This window comes from Steroidobacter sp. (assembly GCF_036402275.1).
Lineage (GTDB): Bacteria > Pseudomonadota > Gammaproteobacteria > Steroidobacterales > Steroidobacteraceae > Steroidobacter.
In genome coordinates this window covers 196,247-213,043 of record NZ_DASWTF010000033.1, presented here as the reverse complement: position 1 = coordinate 213,043, position 16,797 = coordinate 196,247, and the positions used below count along the sequence as shown (strand labels likewise).

The window sequence follows — 16,797 nt, the reverse complement described above, 5'->3', positions numbered from 1 at the left end:
GTGGACGTGCGATTCTCCGGACAGGCGCTGTATTGTCAGATCAGCCGTGCTGAGCTGGAACGATTGGTGTCCGGTCGCGCGGTCGATCTGGTCGTCGCCTTGCCCCGGCATCACGCATTTCGCGTGAGCGTGCGGCCATCGCCGATGAGCGCCGACCGCGGCGGTTGGCAGTTGGACAGCGATCCCACCGGTTTGTGGCTGACGATCCCGCGCAGCGAGCTCGAGCAACTCGGTCAGACGACCACGTTCGCGGAGCGTCTGATGCGCGATTTTCCGGTGTCGGCGACCGAGCAGTTGCAGGTGATCCTGGAAGCCGAACCGGAAGCGCAGCCCGAAGATCGCAGCGTGATCGAAATCACGCCGACGACACCGAGCGAATAACTATTTCGCGGACTTTTCCCGCTGCACGGCCCGGTAGCCGATGTCTCGGCGATACTGCACACCGTTCCAAGTGATCTTGTCGCAGAGAGCGTAAGCAGCCTTCTGCGCATCGCTGACCGTCGAGCCGAGGCCGACCGCGCACAGCACCCGACCGCCGTTCGTGACGACTTTGCCGTTGTTCAACACGGTGCCCGCATGGAAGACCTTGCCGGGCAAAGCAGCCGCCTGTTCGAGGCCGCTGATCTCGTCGCCTTTGCGGACCGAATCTGGATAACCGCCTGCAGCCAGCACGACGCCCAGCGCCGCTCGCGGATCCCATTCGGCGTTCACTCGATCGAGCCGGCCATCGAGCGCGGCTTCACAGAGCGCGGTGAGATCCGATTTCAATCTCGACAGGATGGGCTGCGTTTCCGGATCGCCGAAGCGGCAATTGAACTCCAGCACGTTGGGCGTGCCGTCCGGCGCGATCATCAAGCCGGCATAAAGGAAACCGATGTACGGCGTGCCGTCGCTGATCAGACCTTCGGCGGTCGGCCGCATCACTTCGCGCATGATGCGCGCGTGCAATTCGTCAGTAACGACGGGAGCGGGCGAGTAGGCGCCCATGCCGCCGGTGTTCGGACCTTGATCGCCGTCATCGCGGCGCTTGTGATCCTGCGACGTGGCGAGCGGCAGAATGTGCTTGCCGCTGACGATGGCGATGAAGCTGGCTTCTTCGCCTTCGAGAAACTCTTCGATCACCACGGTGTTGCCCGCCGAGCCGAATTGACCGTCGAACATGGCCTGCGCGCTGGCGACGGCTTCTTCCTGCGTCGCGCAGATGATCACGCCTTTGCCGGCCGCGAGGCCGTCAGCCTTCACCACCAACGGTGCGCGTTGAGCGCGCACCCAAGCGGCGTCGAAGTTTGCTTTGGTAAACGTCGCGTAAGCCGCGGTGGGAATTTTGTGACGACGTAAGAATTCCTTGGTGAAAGCTTTCGAGCCTTCCAGGCGCGCCGCGAGCTTGCGAGGGCCGAAGCAGCGCAAGCCGGCCGCTTCGAACGCATCGGTCACGCCGATCACCAACGGCGCTTCGGGGCCGACGATGGTGAGATCGATCTTTTCGCGCTTGGCGAACTCCACCAGCTTCTCGATGTCATCAGCGGCGATATCGACATTCGTCACGCCGGATTCCAGCGCGGTGCCCGCGTTGCCCGGTGCAACGAATACCGCGCTCACGCGCGGAGTATTCGCAATCTTCCACGCGAACGCGTGTTCGCGGCCACCAGAACCAAGGATTAGTACGCGCATTGTTTCTCAGCTACAGCGAACATCGCCGGCGGCGAAGCCGCACCGGCGTTGTCTCAGTGTCGAAAATGCCGCATGCCGGTGAGCACCATGGCCATGCCATGTTCGTTGGCGGCGGCGATGACTTCATTGTCTCGCATCGAGCCGCCCGGCTGAATGACGGCCTTGATGCCGAGCTCGGCGGCGACGTCGAGGCCGTCGCGGAACGGAAAGAACGCGTCCGACGCCATTACTGCACCGGCGACTTCCAGACCTTCATCCTTGGCCTTCATGGCAGCGATGCGGCTCGACACGACACGGCTCATCTGACCCGCGCCGACGCCGATGGTCATGCGATCTTTCACATACACGATGGCGTTGGATTTGACGTACTTACAGACCTGCCACGCGAACAGCAAGTCGGCGAATTGCTCGTCCGTCGGCACCAGCTTGGTGACGACACGCAAATCGCTCTTGCCGACGCGACCTTCGTCGCGCGTCTGCACGAGCAGGCCGCCGTTGACGCTGCGGTATTCATGACGGAGGCCGGTGGCCTTCAGGCCGCTCGTCACGAGCACGCGAACATTCTCCTTGCGCGCGCAGATCTCGAGCGCGTCCGCGTCGACTTCGGGCGCAATGATCAACTCCACGAACTGCCGCTCCACGATGGCGCGCGCGGTGTTCGCATTGAGCGGACGATTGAAAGCGATGATCCCGCCGAATGCTGACGTGGGGTCCGTGCGATACGCACGGTCGTACGCGGCCAGCGTGTCGCCGGCGACGGCGACGCCGCACGGATTGGCGTGCTTCACGATCACACAAGCGGGCTCGTCGAACTGACGCACGCATTCGAACGCAGTGTCGCCATCGGCGATGTTGTTATACGAGAGCTGCTTGCCTTGCAGTTGTTTCGCAGTGCCGATGCTCGCGCCCGGCGTGTCGGCGACCGAGTAGAACGCGGATGTCTGATGCGGATTCTCGCCGTAGCGAAGATCCATACGCTTGCGGAACTGCAGCGACAGGGGATCGGGATACTCGTTGCTCGTGCCTTGATCCGGCTGCGTCACGCGCGACAGGTAGCTCGCGACCGCTGCGTCATAACTTGCGGTGTGCGCATACGCTTTGGCGGCGAGGCGCTTGCGAGTTTGTTCGGAGACGACGCCATCCGAATTGTTCAGCTCGTCGAGCACGACCGAGTAATCGGTGGGATCGACCACCACAGTGACTCGATCGTGATTCTTCGCGGCTGCGCGCACCATCGCCGGGCCGCCGATGTCGATGTTCTCGATGGCGTCTTCATAGGTGCAGTCGGGTTTGGCGATAGTCGCGGCGAATGGATACAAATTCACCACGACCAGATCGATGGGATCGATGCCATGCGTGCGCATGATCTCGTCGTCGATGTCGCGCCGGCCCAGCAGGCCGCCATGAATTTTCGGATGCAGCGTTTTTACGCGGCCATCCATGATCTCGGGGAAGCCGGTGTGCGCGGACACCTGCGTAACTTTGACGCCGTGCTTCTCCAGCAGGCTCGCGGTGCCGCCCGTCGAGAGAATCGCTACGCCACGACGTTGCAATGCCTGCGCGAATTCCACCAGGCCATCTTTGTTCGAAACACTCAGCAGCGCGCGGCGCACGGCAATTGACATGAGCTGTCGATCTCTCGCAAATCGAAAATGTGGACCGAAATCCGGTCGAAAAAACCGCGGCGGCTACTCCGCCAGCCCGTAAGTCTTCAGCTTCTTGCGCAGAGTGCCGCGATTGATGCCGAGAATATCGGCGGCGCGGCTCTGATTACCCTCGGCGTACTCGAGCACGCGCTTGAACAGCGGCTCTTCGACTTCACGCAGCACTAGGTCGTACAACTGACCGGGCTTGTGACCGTTCAAGGTCGCGAAATAAGAATCGAGCGCCTCCGCCGTCATCGTCCTTAACGGCATCGCCCGCGTCGCGGGTCGTGCCAGCGGCTCTCGCCGAGCTCTGGTTTTTTTTCTGGGGGCCATGGCCTCTCCGCCAAACTTCTCTGCAATCAAAAATTCGTCCACGTCGCGTGCCCTTCATTGGCGCGCGACAATCGTCATGCCGCGCTTGACAGACTCTCTTCCGGCGCTTCTGCGAGCGCATTGAAATACGCCTGTACGCGATCGAGTTGTGTCGTCGCGTCGGTCGCCTGCATCACGGCTTGTCGTAAAGCCGGCGCGGACGCGCGACTCTTCGCATACCAATCGATGTGTTTACGCGCGACCCGGACTCCCGCCTCCTCCCCGTAGAAAGCATGCAGATCGCGCAAATGAGCGAGCATGATATCACGGACTGCTTCGATGGAAGGCGGGACGAACGACCGATCGCCATTCATGTCGGCGAGAATTTCACTAAAGATCCACGGCCGACCTTGTGCGCTGCGCCCGATCATCAAGCCATCTACGCCCGTCTGTTCAAGCACGTGCTTCGCTTTCGCCGCTGAGTCGATGTCGCCATTGGCAAAAATCGGAATCGACACGCTTTGCTTGATGGCGCGGATGGTTTCGTACTCGGCGCTTCCCTGATACATGCAGGCGCGCGTGCGGCCGTGAATCGCCAGCGCTTGTATGCCGATTGCCTCAGCCATGCGCGCGATGCTGGGGCCGTTGCGATGTTCCGGATCCCAACCCGTGCGCATTTTTAATGTAACGGGGACGCTCACGGCCTTGACAACCGCTTCCAGAATCTGTCGCACCAACGGTTCGTCGCGCATCAGCGCGGAGCCCGCCGCCTTATTACAAACTTTCTTGGCGGGGCAACCCATGTTGATGTCGATGATTTGCGCGCCGGCGTCGACATTACGTTGCGCGGCCTCGGCCATCATCTCCGGATCGCCGCCGGCGATCTGCACGACGCGCGGTTCAGGCTCGCCACTGTGGTCCATGCGCCGACGCGACTTCTCGGTGTGCCATAAACGCACATCGGAAGTAAGCATTTCTCCAGCGGCAAGGCCCGCTCCCATGCGTCGACACAACAGCCGGAACGGCAAATCCGTCACGCCCGCCATCGGCGCGAGCGCGAGGTTGTTGACCAGTTTGTAACGGCCGATCTGCATCACAGCTTGCCTGGAACATCGGCGGCGCAGACCGGGCCGCGCGCGCCGCGCAGACACACGTCGAAGCGAAATCCTTCGGCGTCGGGACCGGGATCGACGATCGCGATGCTCGCGTTCGTCTGCTGTGCCGGCGCCAGCATACGATCCGGCGCGGCGGTGGGATCCAGATATTCCGAGGGGTCGAACTCGCGGGCGCGAACTTGATCGCCCCAGCGGTCTTCGAGCACCAACTTGATCAAGGGATAAGGTTGTGGAAAGTCGGCGAGATTCTTCACGCTGGCGCGCACTTTCAATGTTCCGGGCGCGGATGGGTCGGCAATCACTCCCCATTGACGCACTTCGTAGGCGTGCAGGTTCCAGTCGGGATGCAAGTTCAGACCGAGCGCTCCGTAGATGCTCTGCAACGGCGCTCCGATCTGCGGATGCCGCGCCAGAACCGAGCGATAGTGATGTACGACTTGCACGAGCAACAGCAGGACCAACGGCGCAGCCAGGATTTTCCAGAGCGGTGACACGGTCTCGGTGGAGCGTTGCTGCGTCGGGAAATCGAATTCGACTGCGGGCGATTCGTCAACGGTGATCGCGCGCGGATTGCGACGTGTGCGCGTGCCGGCCGGCGCTCGCACGAAATTCGATTGCGGCTGCTGGGGCTGTGCTTGCGCCCATCGGCCGGATTGTGAAGCCAGGCGCTGAGCTTCCAATTCGGCGGCCGCGGCCTGCATGTCTTCGTCTTCTTGCGCGTATTCGTTTTCGTACTTGTCATCGTCGGCGGCGCTGGAATATTCCTCGCGCATGTCGATGACTTCTTCGGCCTCGGGCTCGGCGTCGAGCCTGTGGTCGACGTCGGTGGTGTTATCGGCGTCGTCGATCTCGACCCACTCTTCGATCACTTCCTCGCGAATCTGCGGGTTGCCCTGGCCAGTTTCGTCGATGGCTTCATAGACGCCGCTGATCTCGATGTGACGGCCTTCGAGCGTGATGTCTTCGTGCTCGATGGGTTCGTCGACCTCGATCTCGCCTGGCTGCGGCGGCGGCTGCGGAATCGCGCGCGGCGGGCGCATGTAGCGGCCGCTTTCGATGGCGCCGTCGTCGGTTTCCTCGATCAGCCGCTCGAGCGCGTCGAACTGCGTCTGACAGCGGCCACAACGCACCTGGCCGTGCGCGACCCGGAGGATCTCGCTCGTGACGCGAAACGTCGTCTGGCAGCTGGGACACTGAGTCAGCATGCTCGGATCATCAAGGCTGGGACATCAAGACTGGGACATCAAGACTGGGCAGTGGGCGGGCGGCGCACGCCGTCGAGGCGCGCCCAATCGTCACGGACGACGACAGGGGCGATATCAAACCACGGCGCATACGTGGTTGCCACCGCTTCTGCCTGATTCAGCAGAATTCCCGACAGTACCAGCCGGCCCCCCGCCCGGACGCGGGCGGCAAAGGCCGGCGCCAGGCTTTCCAGCGGCCCGGCCAGGATATTGGCCAGCAGAATGTCCGCCGGCGCGTCCTGCGAATCGTCAGCCAGATGGGCGCTGATCAGGTGTGAAACGCGGTTGCGTTCAGCATTGTCATGAGTCGCCAGCAGCGCCTGAGGATCGATGTCGATACCGACCACTTCGGCCGCGCCCAGCTTCGCGGCGGCGATGGCGAGAATTCCAGAGCCGCAGCCGTAGTCGATCACCCGCTTGCCGGCGACGGCCGCGGTATCCAGCCATTCGAGGCACAGAGCCGTCGTCGGGTGCGTGCCGGTGCCGAACGCGAGGCCCGGATCCAGCTCGATCAGCACGGGGGAGGGGCTGTCGCGCAGTTGTTCAGGGTCGGGTTGCTGACCGCCAGGGCAGATCCACAACCGGTTGCCGAAACGCATGGGCTTGAAGTCTTTCAGCCACTCGCGTTCCCAGGCGCGATCCGCGAGCGTCTCGAAACGTGCCCGGCCGAGCGGCTCGGCCAACGCGCCGCTCAGCTCGTCGTTCAGGATTTGCCGAACATCCTCGGGATCCACGTCGCCGTCGAACAGCGCCTTGAGCCGCACGCGCGGCCAGAGCGGGGTCGTTCCGGGGAGCGGTTCGAGAACGGGATCATCACCCTCGTCCTCGAGCGTGATGGAGGAGGCGCCGGCCGCGAGCAGCGCATCCTCGTACGGCGCAGGGTCGGCTGCGCCGATCGGAAGAATGAGCTGCAGGAAGGCCATCTTCGATTATTTGATCCCGGTTATTTGATTCCGAGACGCCGCTCGAGGTAGTGGATGTCCAGACCACCAGCCTTGAAGGCCGCGTGATTGAAGATTTCCTGGTGCAGCGGGATGTTGGTCTTGATGCCTTCGATCACCATCTCCGACAGCGCGTTCTTCATGCGCGCGATAGCGGTGTCGCGATCCTCGCCGTACGCGATGACTTTGCCGATCATCGAATCGTAGTAAGGCGGCACCGTATAGCCACTGTACAAGTGGCTGTCGACGCGGATGCCCGGACCGCCCGGCGCATGGAACAGCTTCACCGGACCCGGCGAAGGAATGAAGCCCTTCGGATCTTCGGCGTTGATGCGGCACTCGATGGCGTGGCCGCGGATCTGGATATCGTTCTGCGTCCACTGCAGGCGCTCGCCGGAAGCGACGCGCAGCTGTGCTTTCACGATGTCGATGCCGGTGATCTGTTCGGTGACCGGATGCTCCACCTGCACGCGCGTGTTCATTTCGATGAAATAGAACTCGCCGTCCTGATACAGGAACTCCAGCGTGCCGGCGCCTCGATAACCGACTTCGCGACAGGCGGCCACGCAGCGATCGCCGATGGCCTTGCGCTGTTTGGGCGTGATGCCGGGCGCGGGCGCTTCTTCGATGACTTTCTGGTGGCGACGTTGCAGCGAGCAGTCGCGCTCGCCGAGATGAACCACGTTGCCGTAGTTGTCGGCGAGCACCTGGATCTCGATATGGCGCGGCTTTTCGAGGAACTTCTCCATGTAGACCTCGGCGTTGCCGAACGCGGCCAACGCTTCCGCCTGCGTCACGTTGATCGCGTTGACCAATGTCGCGTCGCTGTGCACGACGCGCATGCCGCGGCCACCCCCGCCACCGGAAGCTTTGATGATGACCGGATAACCGAGCTCGTTCGCGATCCGGAAATTTTCATCCGGATCGTTGCCGAGAGGACCGCCGGAGCCGGGCACGCAAGGCACGCCGGCTGCTTTCATCACACGGATGGCCGACACTTTATCGCCCATCATGCGAATGGTTTCGGGCTTGGGACCGATGAAAATGAAACCGCTTTTTTCCACGCGCTCGGCGAAGTCCGCGTTCTCGGACAGGAAGCCGTAGCCGGGATGGATCGCGACCGAGTCGGTCACTTCCGCGGCGCTGATGATCGCCGGCATGTTCAGATAGCTCTCTTTGGAGGCCGGTGGGCCGATGCACACCGATTCATCCGCGAGCAGCACGTGCTTTTGATTGAAATCGGCCGTGGAATGCACGGCGACGGTTTTGATGCCCAGCTCTCGGCAGGCGCGCAAAATCCTTAGCGCGATCTCGCCGCGATTGGCGATGACTACTTTTTCCAGCATGTTGATTCTTTGTTACCGCGAGTGCCGCGCGCGAAGCGCGCCGGCACGCGAATGGAAGTTATTCGATGATGAACAGCGGCTGACCGAACTCGACGGGGTCGCCGTTCTTCACCAGCACCGCGGTGACGCGGCCGGCCTTGTCGGACTCGATCTGGTTCATCATCTTCATGGCTTCGATGATGCAGAGAGTGTCGCCGACGTTGACTTCGCTGCCGATGTCGACGAAGGGCTTCGCGCCGGGAGAGGCCGCGGAATAGAACGTTCCAACCATCGGCGCCGTCACGGTGTGATCGGCCTTGCTCGCGGCGGGAGCGACAGCGGCTACAGGAGCAGCAGCGGCGGCTGGCGCCGCGATCGGGGCTGCTGCCGGCGGAGCGGCGTAATGCACGACCGGCGCCGCGGCCTGACCTTGCGGATAGCGGCTGATGCGCACCGACTCCTCGCCCTCACTGATCTCGATCTCGGCGATGCCGGATTCTTCGAGCAGCTCGATGAGTTTTTTGACCTTGCGAATATCCATACGGATCCTCTTGTTCTTTTCCTGCGGAAGCGCGGAAAGAGTGCGGAAAGAAACGCCAGTGCTACTTACGGGGAAGGGTCAGGTAATTCGCCGCCGCGCGTAGCGCCAGCTCGTACCCGAAAGCGCCCAGTCCCGAGATCGTGCCGATGGCGATATCGGAGAAGTAGGAGTGATGGCGGAACGGCTCCCGCGCATACACATTGCTCAGATGCACTTCGATGAAAGGAATCTTCACGCCCAGCAACGCATCGCGCAGCGCCACGCTGGTATGCGTGAACGCCGCGGGATTGAAGATGATGCAGGCCACATGCGAGGCCGGGGCCTCGTGAATGTTTCTGATCAGCTCGGCCTCGGCATTGCTCTGGAAGGCTGACAGATGATGGCCCGATTCGGCGGCCAGCTGACTCGCCCGCGACACGATCTGCTCCAGTGTCACGGATCCATAGGTGCCCGGCTCGCGAGTGCCGAGCAGGTTCAGGTTGGGTCCGTTGAGAAGCAGCAAATGCGCCATGGGGCCGGGTCACCGTCGATTCACTTTACCGAAGATGGCGGCGAGTTTAACCAGATTGGAAGCAATTTGGCGATGATTTGCGCCACAGTCAGGCCACGTCGACGGCCTTTGCCGCGCACTTCGTAGGTAAATACGCAACAGCGGCTGGAGCGCCGCGAATGGGCTGCGATGGGCGCAAACCGGAGGTTTGGCCGCCCCGCCCAGGAAAACAGGGGGCGGCATCATAGCCGATATCCGAGTGTCGGCCAGCTTTACTCTTGCGCGTGCGGCAATTCCGCGAGTTGCTTGGCTGCAACGGTGCGAGCCTGAATCGGCGTCAGTTCGCCACTGTTGACCTTGCGAACGGCCGCCAGCATCACTTCGGCCTGCGGCGGATGGATCTCGCCGAGGTGGAAAAGCACCAGGCGCTGCTGGTTATCGGTGAAAACCGTGAAGGGAAAACCGAGAGAGCCGCGGCCGAACTTGGTCACGGCATCCATGCCGTCCTGCTCGCCGATCAGCAACGGATATTGGATGCCGATCTCCTTGGCGTACTTCAGCACGTCTTCCCGGAAGTCCACGGCAACGCCGACTACCTGAAAGCCCTCCGCGCCATGTTCCGACTGAATCTTGTTCAGCAGCGGAATCTCGCGACGGCAGGGCGCGCACCAGGTGGCCCAGAAATTCACGATCATCGACTTGCCTTGCCAACTGCGGATGGATTGCGGCTGGCCTTCGAGATTGGCGAGCGTGAAGTCGGGCAGTGTCTCGGGGAGCGCGTCCTCGGTGGCTTGCTCTGCAGCTGGCGCAGCCGGCGCTTCAGCTTGAGTGGGCGCGCTCTCGGTGGTCGCGCGTGGCGCGATTCCGAACTGATAAATGCCAAAGCCCGCGGCCGCCGCGATGACCGCGACGACGATATAACCGATGGGTTTCATATGAAGCTGTCTCAACTAAGCGCGGCTCATGATTGCCGCGGACCTCGGTCGGCGCAAGCAAGAAACCGGCGTTCAGCTGCCGAAGGCAGCTTGAACGTGCTCGCGGAAGCGCTCGGCCTCCACGAATCCTACCAGCCGGAAGTCTTTGCGTTCGACGCCGTCGGCGCCGTAGAAGGCGATGGTCGGCGGCCCGTAGATTTCGAAGCGATTCATTAACGCTTTGTCGGCGTCATCGTTGGCCGTCACATCCGCCTGCAGCAGCACCGCGTTGGCGAGCACACTTTGCACGCCGGGGTCGGGGAACGTGAACTTTTCCATCTCTTTACACGACACGCACCAGTCGGCATAGAAATCCAGCATCACCGGTCGACCGGCGGCCCTGGCGGCGGCGACGGCATTTTCCAGGTCGGCAACCGTTTTGATCCGCTGAAACACGAGCGCGTGTTCCTGCGTGCCCGCGCCGCTGCCGCCGGCGCTCAAGCGATCCAATGGTTGCAGCGGATCCTTGCTTCCCGACGCCGCGCCAATCAGCAGCAGCACGCCGTAAACCACCGCGACCAACCCCGTCGCGCGGAGCGGTGCTGCTACCGGCGCCCCATCGCGCGCCTTGAGCGAGAACACCCAGAAGCCCGACAGCACGGCAAGCAGCGACCACAAGATCATCACTGCGCCATCCGGCAGCAGCGGCGATACCAGATAAACCGCGACAGCGAGGAACAGCACGCCGAACAGCGACTTCACCGTGTCCATCCACGGCCCGACTTTTGGCAGCAGTGAGCCGGCCGATGCGCCGACGATCAACAGCGGTACGCCCATGCCCAACCCCGTCGCGTACAACGCACCGGCGCCACGAGCGATCTGGCCCGTCTGACTAATTACAGACAATGCCGCGATGATGGCCGGAGCGACGCAAGCCGTGACCACGAGCGCGGACAGCGCGCCCATGATGAAGGTGCCGACAAACGTGCCGGACTTCTGTTGATTGCTGACATCCGTGAGCCGGGTCTGCAGCGCGCTCGGGAGCTGCAACGTGAAGGCGCCGAACATCGCCAACGCGAGCACGACGAACAACAGCGTCATCAGCCCGATGATCCATGGCTGCTGGAAAAAAGCCTGCGGCGCTTGTTTGAATGCAAGCACGAAGGCTGCGCCCGCGGCAGCGTAGGTGAGGGCCATGCCTTGCACGTAAGTAAAGGCAAGCGAGAAACCGCGCGCCGGAGTCACCGTGCCGCCCTGACCCACGATGATGCCGGAAAGAATAGGAATCATCGGCAGCACGCAGGGCGTGAGCGACAGCAACACACCCAGACCGAAGAACGTGGCGAGCACAGCAAACAGATTGCCGTCGCGAATCAGGGAGGCCAACTTATCCTGCTCGGCCACCGGCGGTTTCGACGAAGATGCGGAAGTCGTGCCGCCGGAGCCTTCCGACTGCGCATCCGCCGGCAACGTCGTCGCCCGATCGGTCGGCGGCAGCTCCAGCGACACTTTCTTGGAGATGGGGTTGTAACAAAGCCCGCCCTCGGCGCAGCCCTGATAGGTGACATTCAAATCCAGCGTGCCGGCGCCGGCCGGGCGTGCGATGGGTAGCGACGCTTCGAGGACCTCGTAATAGACCTCGGTGTCGCCGAAATACTCGTCGTGCTTGGGCTTGCCCTTGGGCAACTGCAGCTTGCCGAGCGTCACGCCCGGCGTGCTGGTCGTGACTTGAATGCGGTCCTTATAGAGGTAGTAGTCCTCGGCGATGATCCAGGTCAGCGCGACCGAATCGGGCTGCTCCATGCCGGGGCCGAAACGAAAGGCTTCGTCCGGTGGCAGGAATTCGTCCTTCTGCTTGGCCGCGCCGAGCGGACCGGACTTCGACTTGAACAACGAGCTCAATCCACCGCCGCCGCTCGCCGGAGCCGACAGATCGACTTCCGTCTTCCAGCGCTGCGGGGGATAGCACAGGCCGGCGTCCGCGCAGCCCTGCAGCTTCAATTCGAGGGCCAGCTGCTTCGGGCGCTCGCCGCTGTGGACCGTGAACGCAACGGGGACGTCGATGTTGCCCCGATAGATCTCCTGCGTGCCGAAGTATTCGTCGGTGTGCTCCTCGCCCTTGGGCCACGCCGGCTCGGCGGTTTGCACCGTCGCCATGGTCGAAGCCACGCCCATCTTCTTCTTGTAGAGGTAGTAGCCGGGAGCGATTTTCCAGCTGACGACGACCTGATCGCCCTCGGCTTTGACGGTATAGCGGTAGGCCTGCTGGGGAGGCAGGAAGTCGTCCGCGGCCCATGCGAGCTGGAAGGATGCCAGCCATGCCAGTGCCGCCGCCGTGAGCCACGCCATCGACCCTGATCGGTGCCCGCCAGTGTTCAAGTGACTGTTCAAGTTGCTGCTCAATTGGTTGGCTTTCATCCGGATACGCCGGTTCGGACCCATTGCAGATAGCGTTCGTTCCCGCCCGCGACGGGCAGGACCACCAGCTCCGGCAATTCATAAGGGTGCAGGGCCGTGAGCCGGGCTTCCAGCCCTGCCAGGCGCGCCGCCGTGGTCTTTATGATTAACAGAATCTCGGCATCGTCCTGGAGACGGCCGTCCCAGAAGTAAGTCGAAGCGACGCCAGTCACCCGATTCACGCAGGTTGCCAATCGCTCGCTCACCAAGGCTTCGGCGATACGCCGCGCGACGGCTTCGTCCGGACAGGTGGACAGGGCGATAATCACTTGCTCGGTCATGGACTTAGCCTCACTCGACGCGGCCCGCAGCATAGCCTTCGCGGCCCTCGTTGTCAGCGCGCTAGCAGCTCCGCATGGCAACGAACAGGGGGCCAAATTCGACTTGAAATATCCCCTTCGCTGCCTATTATTAGCACCCGCATGGGGTGAGTGCTAACGCCTGCAGCGTGGTCCGCACCCCGGCCCACATTTCGAATAACTGTCTCTTTCCACATCAATCCATTCGCAAACTAGCTTTGCCGAGGTTTGAGCTATGGCTGACAAACTGAAGATTCGTCCCCTGCACGACCGCGTGATCATCAAGCGCCTGGAAGAGGAGCGTACCTCCCCCGGTGGCATCGTGATTCCGGACTCGGCCACCGAGAAGCCGATCAAGGGCAAGGTCGTTGCCGTCGGCAAGGGCAAGATCCTCGAGAACGGCGAAGTGCGCGCCCTGGACGTGAAGGTCGGCGACAACATTCTGTTCGGCAAGTACAGCGGCACCGAAGTGAAGGTCGACGGCGAGGAGCTGCTGGTCATGCGTGAAGAAGACGTCATGGCCGTGATCGAGAAGTAATCGATCGCTCTTCCCACCAAAGAATTCGCATAGAGGTTGAACTCACATGGCAGCTAAAGAAGTACGTTTTAGCGACGACGCTCGCGCCCGCATGCTCAAGGGCGTGAACATCCTGGCGAACGCCGTCAAGGCGACGCTGGGTCCCAAGGGCCGCAACGCGGTGCTCGAGAAGAGCTTCGGCGCACCCACCGTCACCAAGGACGGCGTGTCGGTCGCGAAGGAAATCGAGCTCAAGGACAAGTTCGAGAACATGGGCGCGCAGATGGTGAAGGAAGTCGCTTCCAACACCTCTGACGAGGCTGGCGACGGCACCACCACCGCCACCGTGCTCGCCCAGGCGATCGTGCGCGAAGGCCTGAAGGCCGTCGCCGCCGGCGCCAACCCGATGGACCTCAAGCGCGGTATCGACGCTGGCGTCGCCGCTGCTGTCGAAGAGCTGAAGAAGCTCTCCAAGCCCTGCAAAGATCAGAAGGCCATCGCGCAGGTCGGCACGATCTCCGCGAACTCCGACGAGTCGATCGGCAAGACCATTGCCGACGCGATGGAAAAGGTCGGTAAAGAAGGCGTGATCACCGTCGAAGAAGGCTCGGGCCTGCAGAACGAGCTGGATGTCGTCGAAGGCATGCAGTTCGACCGCGGCTACCTGTCGCCTTACTTCATCAACAACCAGCAGAACCAGACCGCCGAGCTCGACAACCCGTACATCCTGCTGTACGAAAAGAAGATCTCCAACGTCCGCGAAATGCTGCCGCTGCTGGAAGGCATCGCGAAGGCCGGCCGTCCGCTGCTGATCGTCGCTGAAGACGTGGAAGGCGAGGCACTGGCGACGCTGGTCGTCAACACCATCCGCGGCATCGTGAAGGTCGCCGCTGTGAAGGCTCCGGGCTTCGGCGATCGCCGCAAGGCCATGCTCCAGGACATCGCCGTGCTGACCGGTGGCACCGTGATCTCCGACGAAGTCGGTCTGTCGCTCGAGAAGGCGACCCTGAACGACCTCGGCGAAGCCAAGAAGATCGTGGTCGAGAAGGAAAACAGCACCATCATCGACGGCAAGGGCAAGAACAGCGACATCAAGGCTCGCGTCGAGCAGATCCGTCGTCAGATCGAAGAAGCCACTTCGGACTACGACAAGGAGAAGCTGCAGGAGCGCGTTGCCAAGCTGTCCGGCGGCGTTGCCGTGATCAAGGTCGGCGCTGCCACCGAGATCGAAATGAAGGAAAAGAAGGCTCGCGTCGAAGACGCGCTGCATGCGACCCGCGCGGCCGTTGAAGAAGGCGTGGTTCCGGGCGGCGGCGTGGCGCTGATCCGTGCGCAGAAGGCTGTCGAGAAGCTGGAAGGCAAGAACGAAGATCAGGCCTTCGGCATCCGCATCCTGGCGCGCTCGATCGAAGAGCCGCTGCGTCAGATCGTCACCAACGCGGGTGAAGACGCCGCTGTGGTGCTGGCGAAGGTGAAGGAAGGCAAGGGCACGTTCGGCTACAACGCCGCTTCCGGCGACTACGGCGACATGCTGGAGCTGGGCATCCTGGATCCGACCAAGGTGACGCGTCTGGCTCTGCAGAACGCCGCCTCCGTGGCCGGCCTGCTGCTGACGACCGAAGTGATGATCGCCGAAGCCCCGAAGGAAGAGGCCGATCACGCTCACGGCGCTCCGGGCGGCATGGGCGGCATGGGTGGCATGGACATGTAAGTTGTTTCGTCAGTCGCAGGTGGCTCGCGCCGCCTGCGACGCCGGCGCTTACAGGTTCTCACCTGTTTGATTCGAAAGGCCCCGCTTCGGCGGGGCTTTTCTTTTTGCTTGATCCGATCATGTGCGACACTTCGGCCCCATGAATTCCGGGGAGTATCGGCTGCAGTTCTTCGCTGACGACAGGCTGCACTTCTTCCGTCCCTTGACCGGCAAATATCGCGAGCAGGTGCTCGCCTGCCTGCGAGCCCTTTACGCGCGTTTGTACAGCTCGCTGGCGGATTACAGCCGGGTCGTGCAGCGAGACCTGGTGATCGAGGTCTTTCAGGAGACGATCGTGCGTACGCCGGTGTTCGACGAGTCCGACGACGGATGGTCGCCCGCGCCGCGCGGCGAGCGTGAGCAAGCCAACTGGATGTTGAACCTGCTGCTCGAACACGGCTGGATCGAGCGTCATGTCGACGAGGCCACGCTCACCAGCACCTATGCCTTCTCGCGGATCGGGCGGTTGTTCACGCAACCCATGCATGAGCTCGAAAGCGGCCGCTTTCGCACCCGCCACCGCAACACCCGAAACACTTGCAGTGCGTTGCGATCCTTCCTGGAAAAGAAAGAGGTCTATGACCTGCTCGATGCTTACGAGCATTCCGAGCGTATCGTCGCCGACTTCTCCGATGTGATCGCGGAGCTCGACGAGCGCAAACGCGAGCTGGTGCGTGAGGTCGAAGCTCAGCAGTTGGTGCAGCGGGCGAGCGAGGAGTTCTTCGACTTCATGGAGAAGCGCTTCATGCCCGACCTCGCGGTGCGTTTCTCCGAAGACAGCGTGGTGAAGTATCGAGACGAGCTCGATGGGTTACTTCGCAGCGCCCGCGCTCAGCGGCGCGAAACGAAAGCCGAAGTCGAGCGTGAGTTACGACGCGTGGCGCCCGAACTGGTTCAGGACAGCGCGCGGTCCGTGTATTGGCACGTCCTGGAGCAAATCGAGAACCGCTTACATAGCGCTGCCGACACGATGTTACCGGCGCTGCGCAACGCGCTGCACGGGTTCACGCGGCGCGCCGATATCCTGCTGCGGCAGATGAGCTTCTCCGAAGCCAGTCAACACGCACTCCTCGACGCGTTTGGTGAGCTGTCGAAGCTAGCGCCCTCCGAGCAAGACCAATGTTTGGCGCGCGCCGCCGAGCACATGGCGGTGCTGGAGGTTGGTTTCGTCGATCCCGATCACCTGCGGCTCTACAACCTAGAGCGCAAACGCGTGGTGAACACGGTCGTACCCATTGAAGTGGAGGACAACCCGGAGGCGCGCCGCCGATTGTTCGTCGAGCAGGCGCTGGAACGCGCATTCGCCGTGAACAACAAGCAGCTCTACGACTACGTGGTCGATGCACTTGCCGGCGGTCACGAACTGCGCACGACCACGTTGCCGATCGCGGATGCGCGACAGCTGTTGTACTCGGCGCATGCCATCGAGCTGGGCAGTGCCAGCGCGGCGAGCTATGGCTATCGCTTCGATGTGCGCGAAACGGGTCAACGAACCCGCAATGACTATTTCGACGGCATGGACGAGTTCGTGATTCGTGTGGTGGCCGACGCGCCATCGGTGGCGAGGTAGACGCG

Annotated in this window: 16 protein-coding genes; 4 read left to right on the top strand and 12 right to left on the bottom strand. The window is 62.4% G+C overall.

All coding sequences use genetic code 11. The features are described from left to right. Positions 1–381, top strand: coding sequence for a hypothetical protein (locus VGD45_RS16450; RefSeq protein WP_331156417.1), 381 nt, complete (start codon positions 1–3; stop codon positions 379–381). On the opposite strand, the gene purD is transcribed toward VGD45_RS16450, so the two are convergent. From purD to cutA, 12 genes are all read right to left on the bottom strand, one after another. Next, positions 382–1,671: a phosphoribosylamine--glycine ligase gene (gene purD / locus VGD45_RS16445; protein WP_331156416.1), complete on the bottom strand. Its 1,290-nt coding sequence runs from the start codon at positions 1,669–1,671 to the stop codon at positions 382–384. It abuts the gene before it with no gap. A gap of 53 nt (positions 1,672–1,724) precedes the next feature. Beyond that, positions 1,725–3,296, bottom strand: coding sequence for a bifunctional phosphoribosylaminoimidazolecarboxamide formyltransferase/IMP cyclohydrolase (gene purH / locus VGD45_RS16440; RefSeq protein ID WP_331156415.1), 1,572 nt, complete (start codon positions 3,294–3,296; stop codon positions 1,725–1,727). Between the two features lie 63 nt (positions 3,297–3,359). Continuing rightward, positions 3,360–3,587, bottom strand: coding sequence for a DNA-binding transcriptional regulator Fis (fis, locus tag VGD45_RS16435; RefSeq protein WP_331156414.1), 228 nt, complete (start codon positions 3,585–3,587; stop codon positions 3,360–3,362). 137 nt (positions 3,588–3,724) lie between these two features. Beyond that, positions 3,725–4,723, bottom strand: a complete 999-nt coding sequence (gene dusB, locus VGD45_RS16430; RefSeq protein WP_331156413.1) for a tRNA dihydrouridine synthase DusB — start codon at positions 4,721–4,723, stop codon at positions 3,725–3,727. Further along, a complete protein-coding gene (locus VGD45_RS16425; protein WP_331156412.1) occupies positions 4,723–5,949 on the bottom strand; it encodes a DUF3426 domain-containing protein in 1,227 nt (408 codons plus the stop codon). Before VGD45_RS16425 ends, dusB begins: the two co-directional genes overlap by 1 nt. Positions 5,950–5,987: 38 nt before the next feature. Next, complete coding sequence (gene prmA, locus VGD45_RS16420; RefSeq protein ID WP_331156411.1) at positions 5,988–6,911, bottom strand: 50S ribosomal protein L11 methyltransferase; 924 nt, start codon at positions 6,909–6,911, stop codon at positions 5,988–5,990. Positions 6,912–6,931: 20 nt separating this feature from the next. Then, on the bottom strand, positions 6,932–8,275 hold the full coding sequence (accC, locus tag VGD45_RS16415) for an acetyl-CoA carboxylase biotin carboxylase subunit (RefSeq protein WP_331156410.1): 1,344 nt from the start codon (positions 8,273–8,275) through the stop codon (positions 6,932–6,934). Between the two features lie 58 nt (positions 8,276–8,333). After that, positions 8,334–8,795 carry an acetyl-CoA carboxylase biotin carboxyl carrier protein gene (gene accB / locus VGD45_RS16410; protein WP_331156409.1) on the bottom strand — a complete coding sequence of 154 codons (462 nt, stop codon included), beginning with the start codon at positions 8,793–8,795 and terminating at the stop codon, positions 8,334–8,336. A gap of 61 nt (positions 8,796–8,856) precedes the next feature. Then, positions 8,857–9,306 carry a type II 3-dehydroquinate dehydratase gene (gene aroQ, locus VGD45_RS16405; RefSeq protein ID WP_331156408.1) on the bottom strand — a complete coding sequence of 150 codons (450 nt, stop codon included), beginning with the start codon at positions 9,304–9,306 and terminating at the stop codon, positions 8,857–8,859. A gap of 251 nt (positions 9,307–9,557) precedes the next feature. Then, complete coding sequence (locus VGD45_RS16400) at positions 9,558–10,220, bottom strand: TlpA disulfide reductase family protein (RefSeq protein WP_331156407.1); 663 nt, start codon at positions 10,218–10,220, stop codon at positions 9,558–9,560. A 72-nt stretch (positions 10,221–10,292) separates the two neighbouring features. Beyond that, entirely contained in the window at positions 10,293–12,617 is a 2,325-nt protein-coding gene (gene dsbD, locus VGD45_RS16395) for a protein-disulfide reductase DsbD (protein WP_331156406.1), read from the bottom strand. Continuing rightward, the gene (gene cutA / locus VGD45_RS16390) at positions 12,614–12,937 is read right to left on the bottom strand and encodes a divalent-cation tolerance protein CutA (protein ID WP_331156405.1); all 324 of its coding nucleotides are present in this window, start codon (positions 12,935–12,937) and stop codon (positions 12,614–12,616) included. The genes dsbD and cutA overlap by 4 nt, the downstream gene beginning before the upstream one ends. A gap of 265 nt (positions 12,938–13,202) precedes the next feature. Between cutA and groES the strand changes: the two genes are divergently transcribed. The 3 genes from groES (at position 13,203) to VGD45_RS16375 (ending at position 16,792) form a co-directional block, all read left to right on the top strand. After that, the gene (gene groES, locus VGD45_RS16385; protein WP_116808371.1) at positions 13,203–13,493 is read left to right on the top strand and encodes a co-chaperone GroES; all 291 of its coding nucleotides are present in this window, start codon (positions 13,203–13,205) and stop codon (positions 13,491–13,493) included. A gap of 46 nt (positions 13,494–13,539) precedes the next feature. Then, positions 13,540–15,183, top strand: a complete 1,644-nt coding sequence (groL, locus tag VGD45_RS16380) for a chaperonin GroEL (RefSeq protein WP_331156404.1) — start codon at positions 13,540–13,542, stop codon at positions 15,181–15,183. Positions 15,184–15,322: 139 nt separating this feature from the next. Continuing rightward, a complete protein-coding gene (locus VGD45_RS16375; RefSeq protein ID WP_331156403.1) occupies positions 15,323–16,792 on the top strand; it encodes a Wadjet anti-phage system protein JetA family protein in 1,470 nt (489 codons plus the stop codon). The last annotated feature ends 5 nt before the right edge of the window (positions 16,793–16,797 follow it).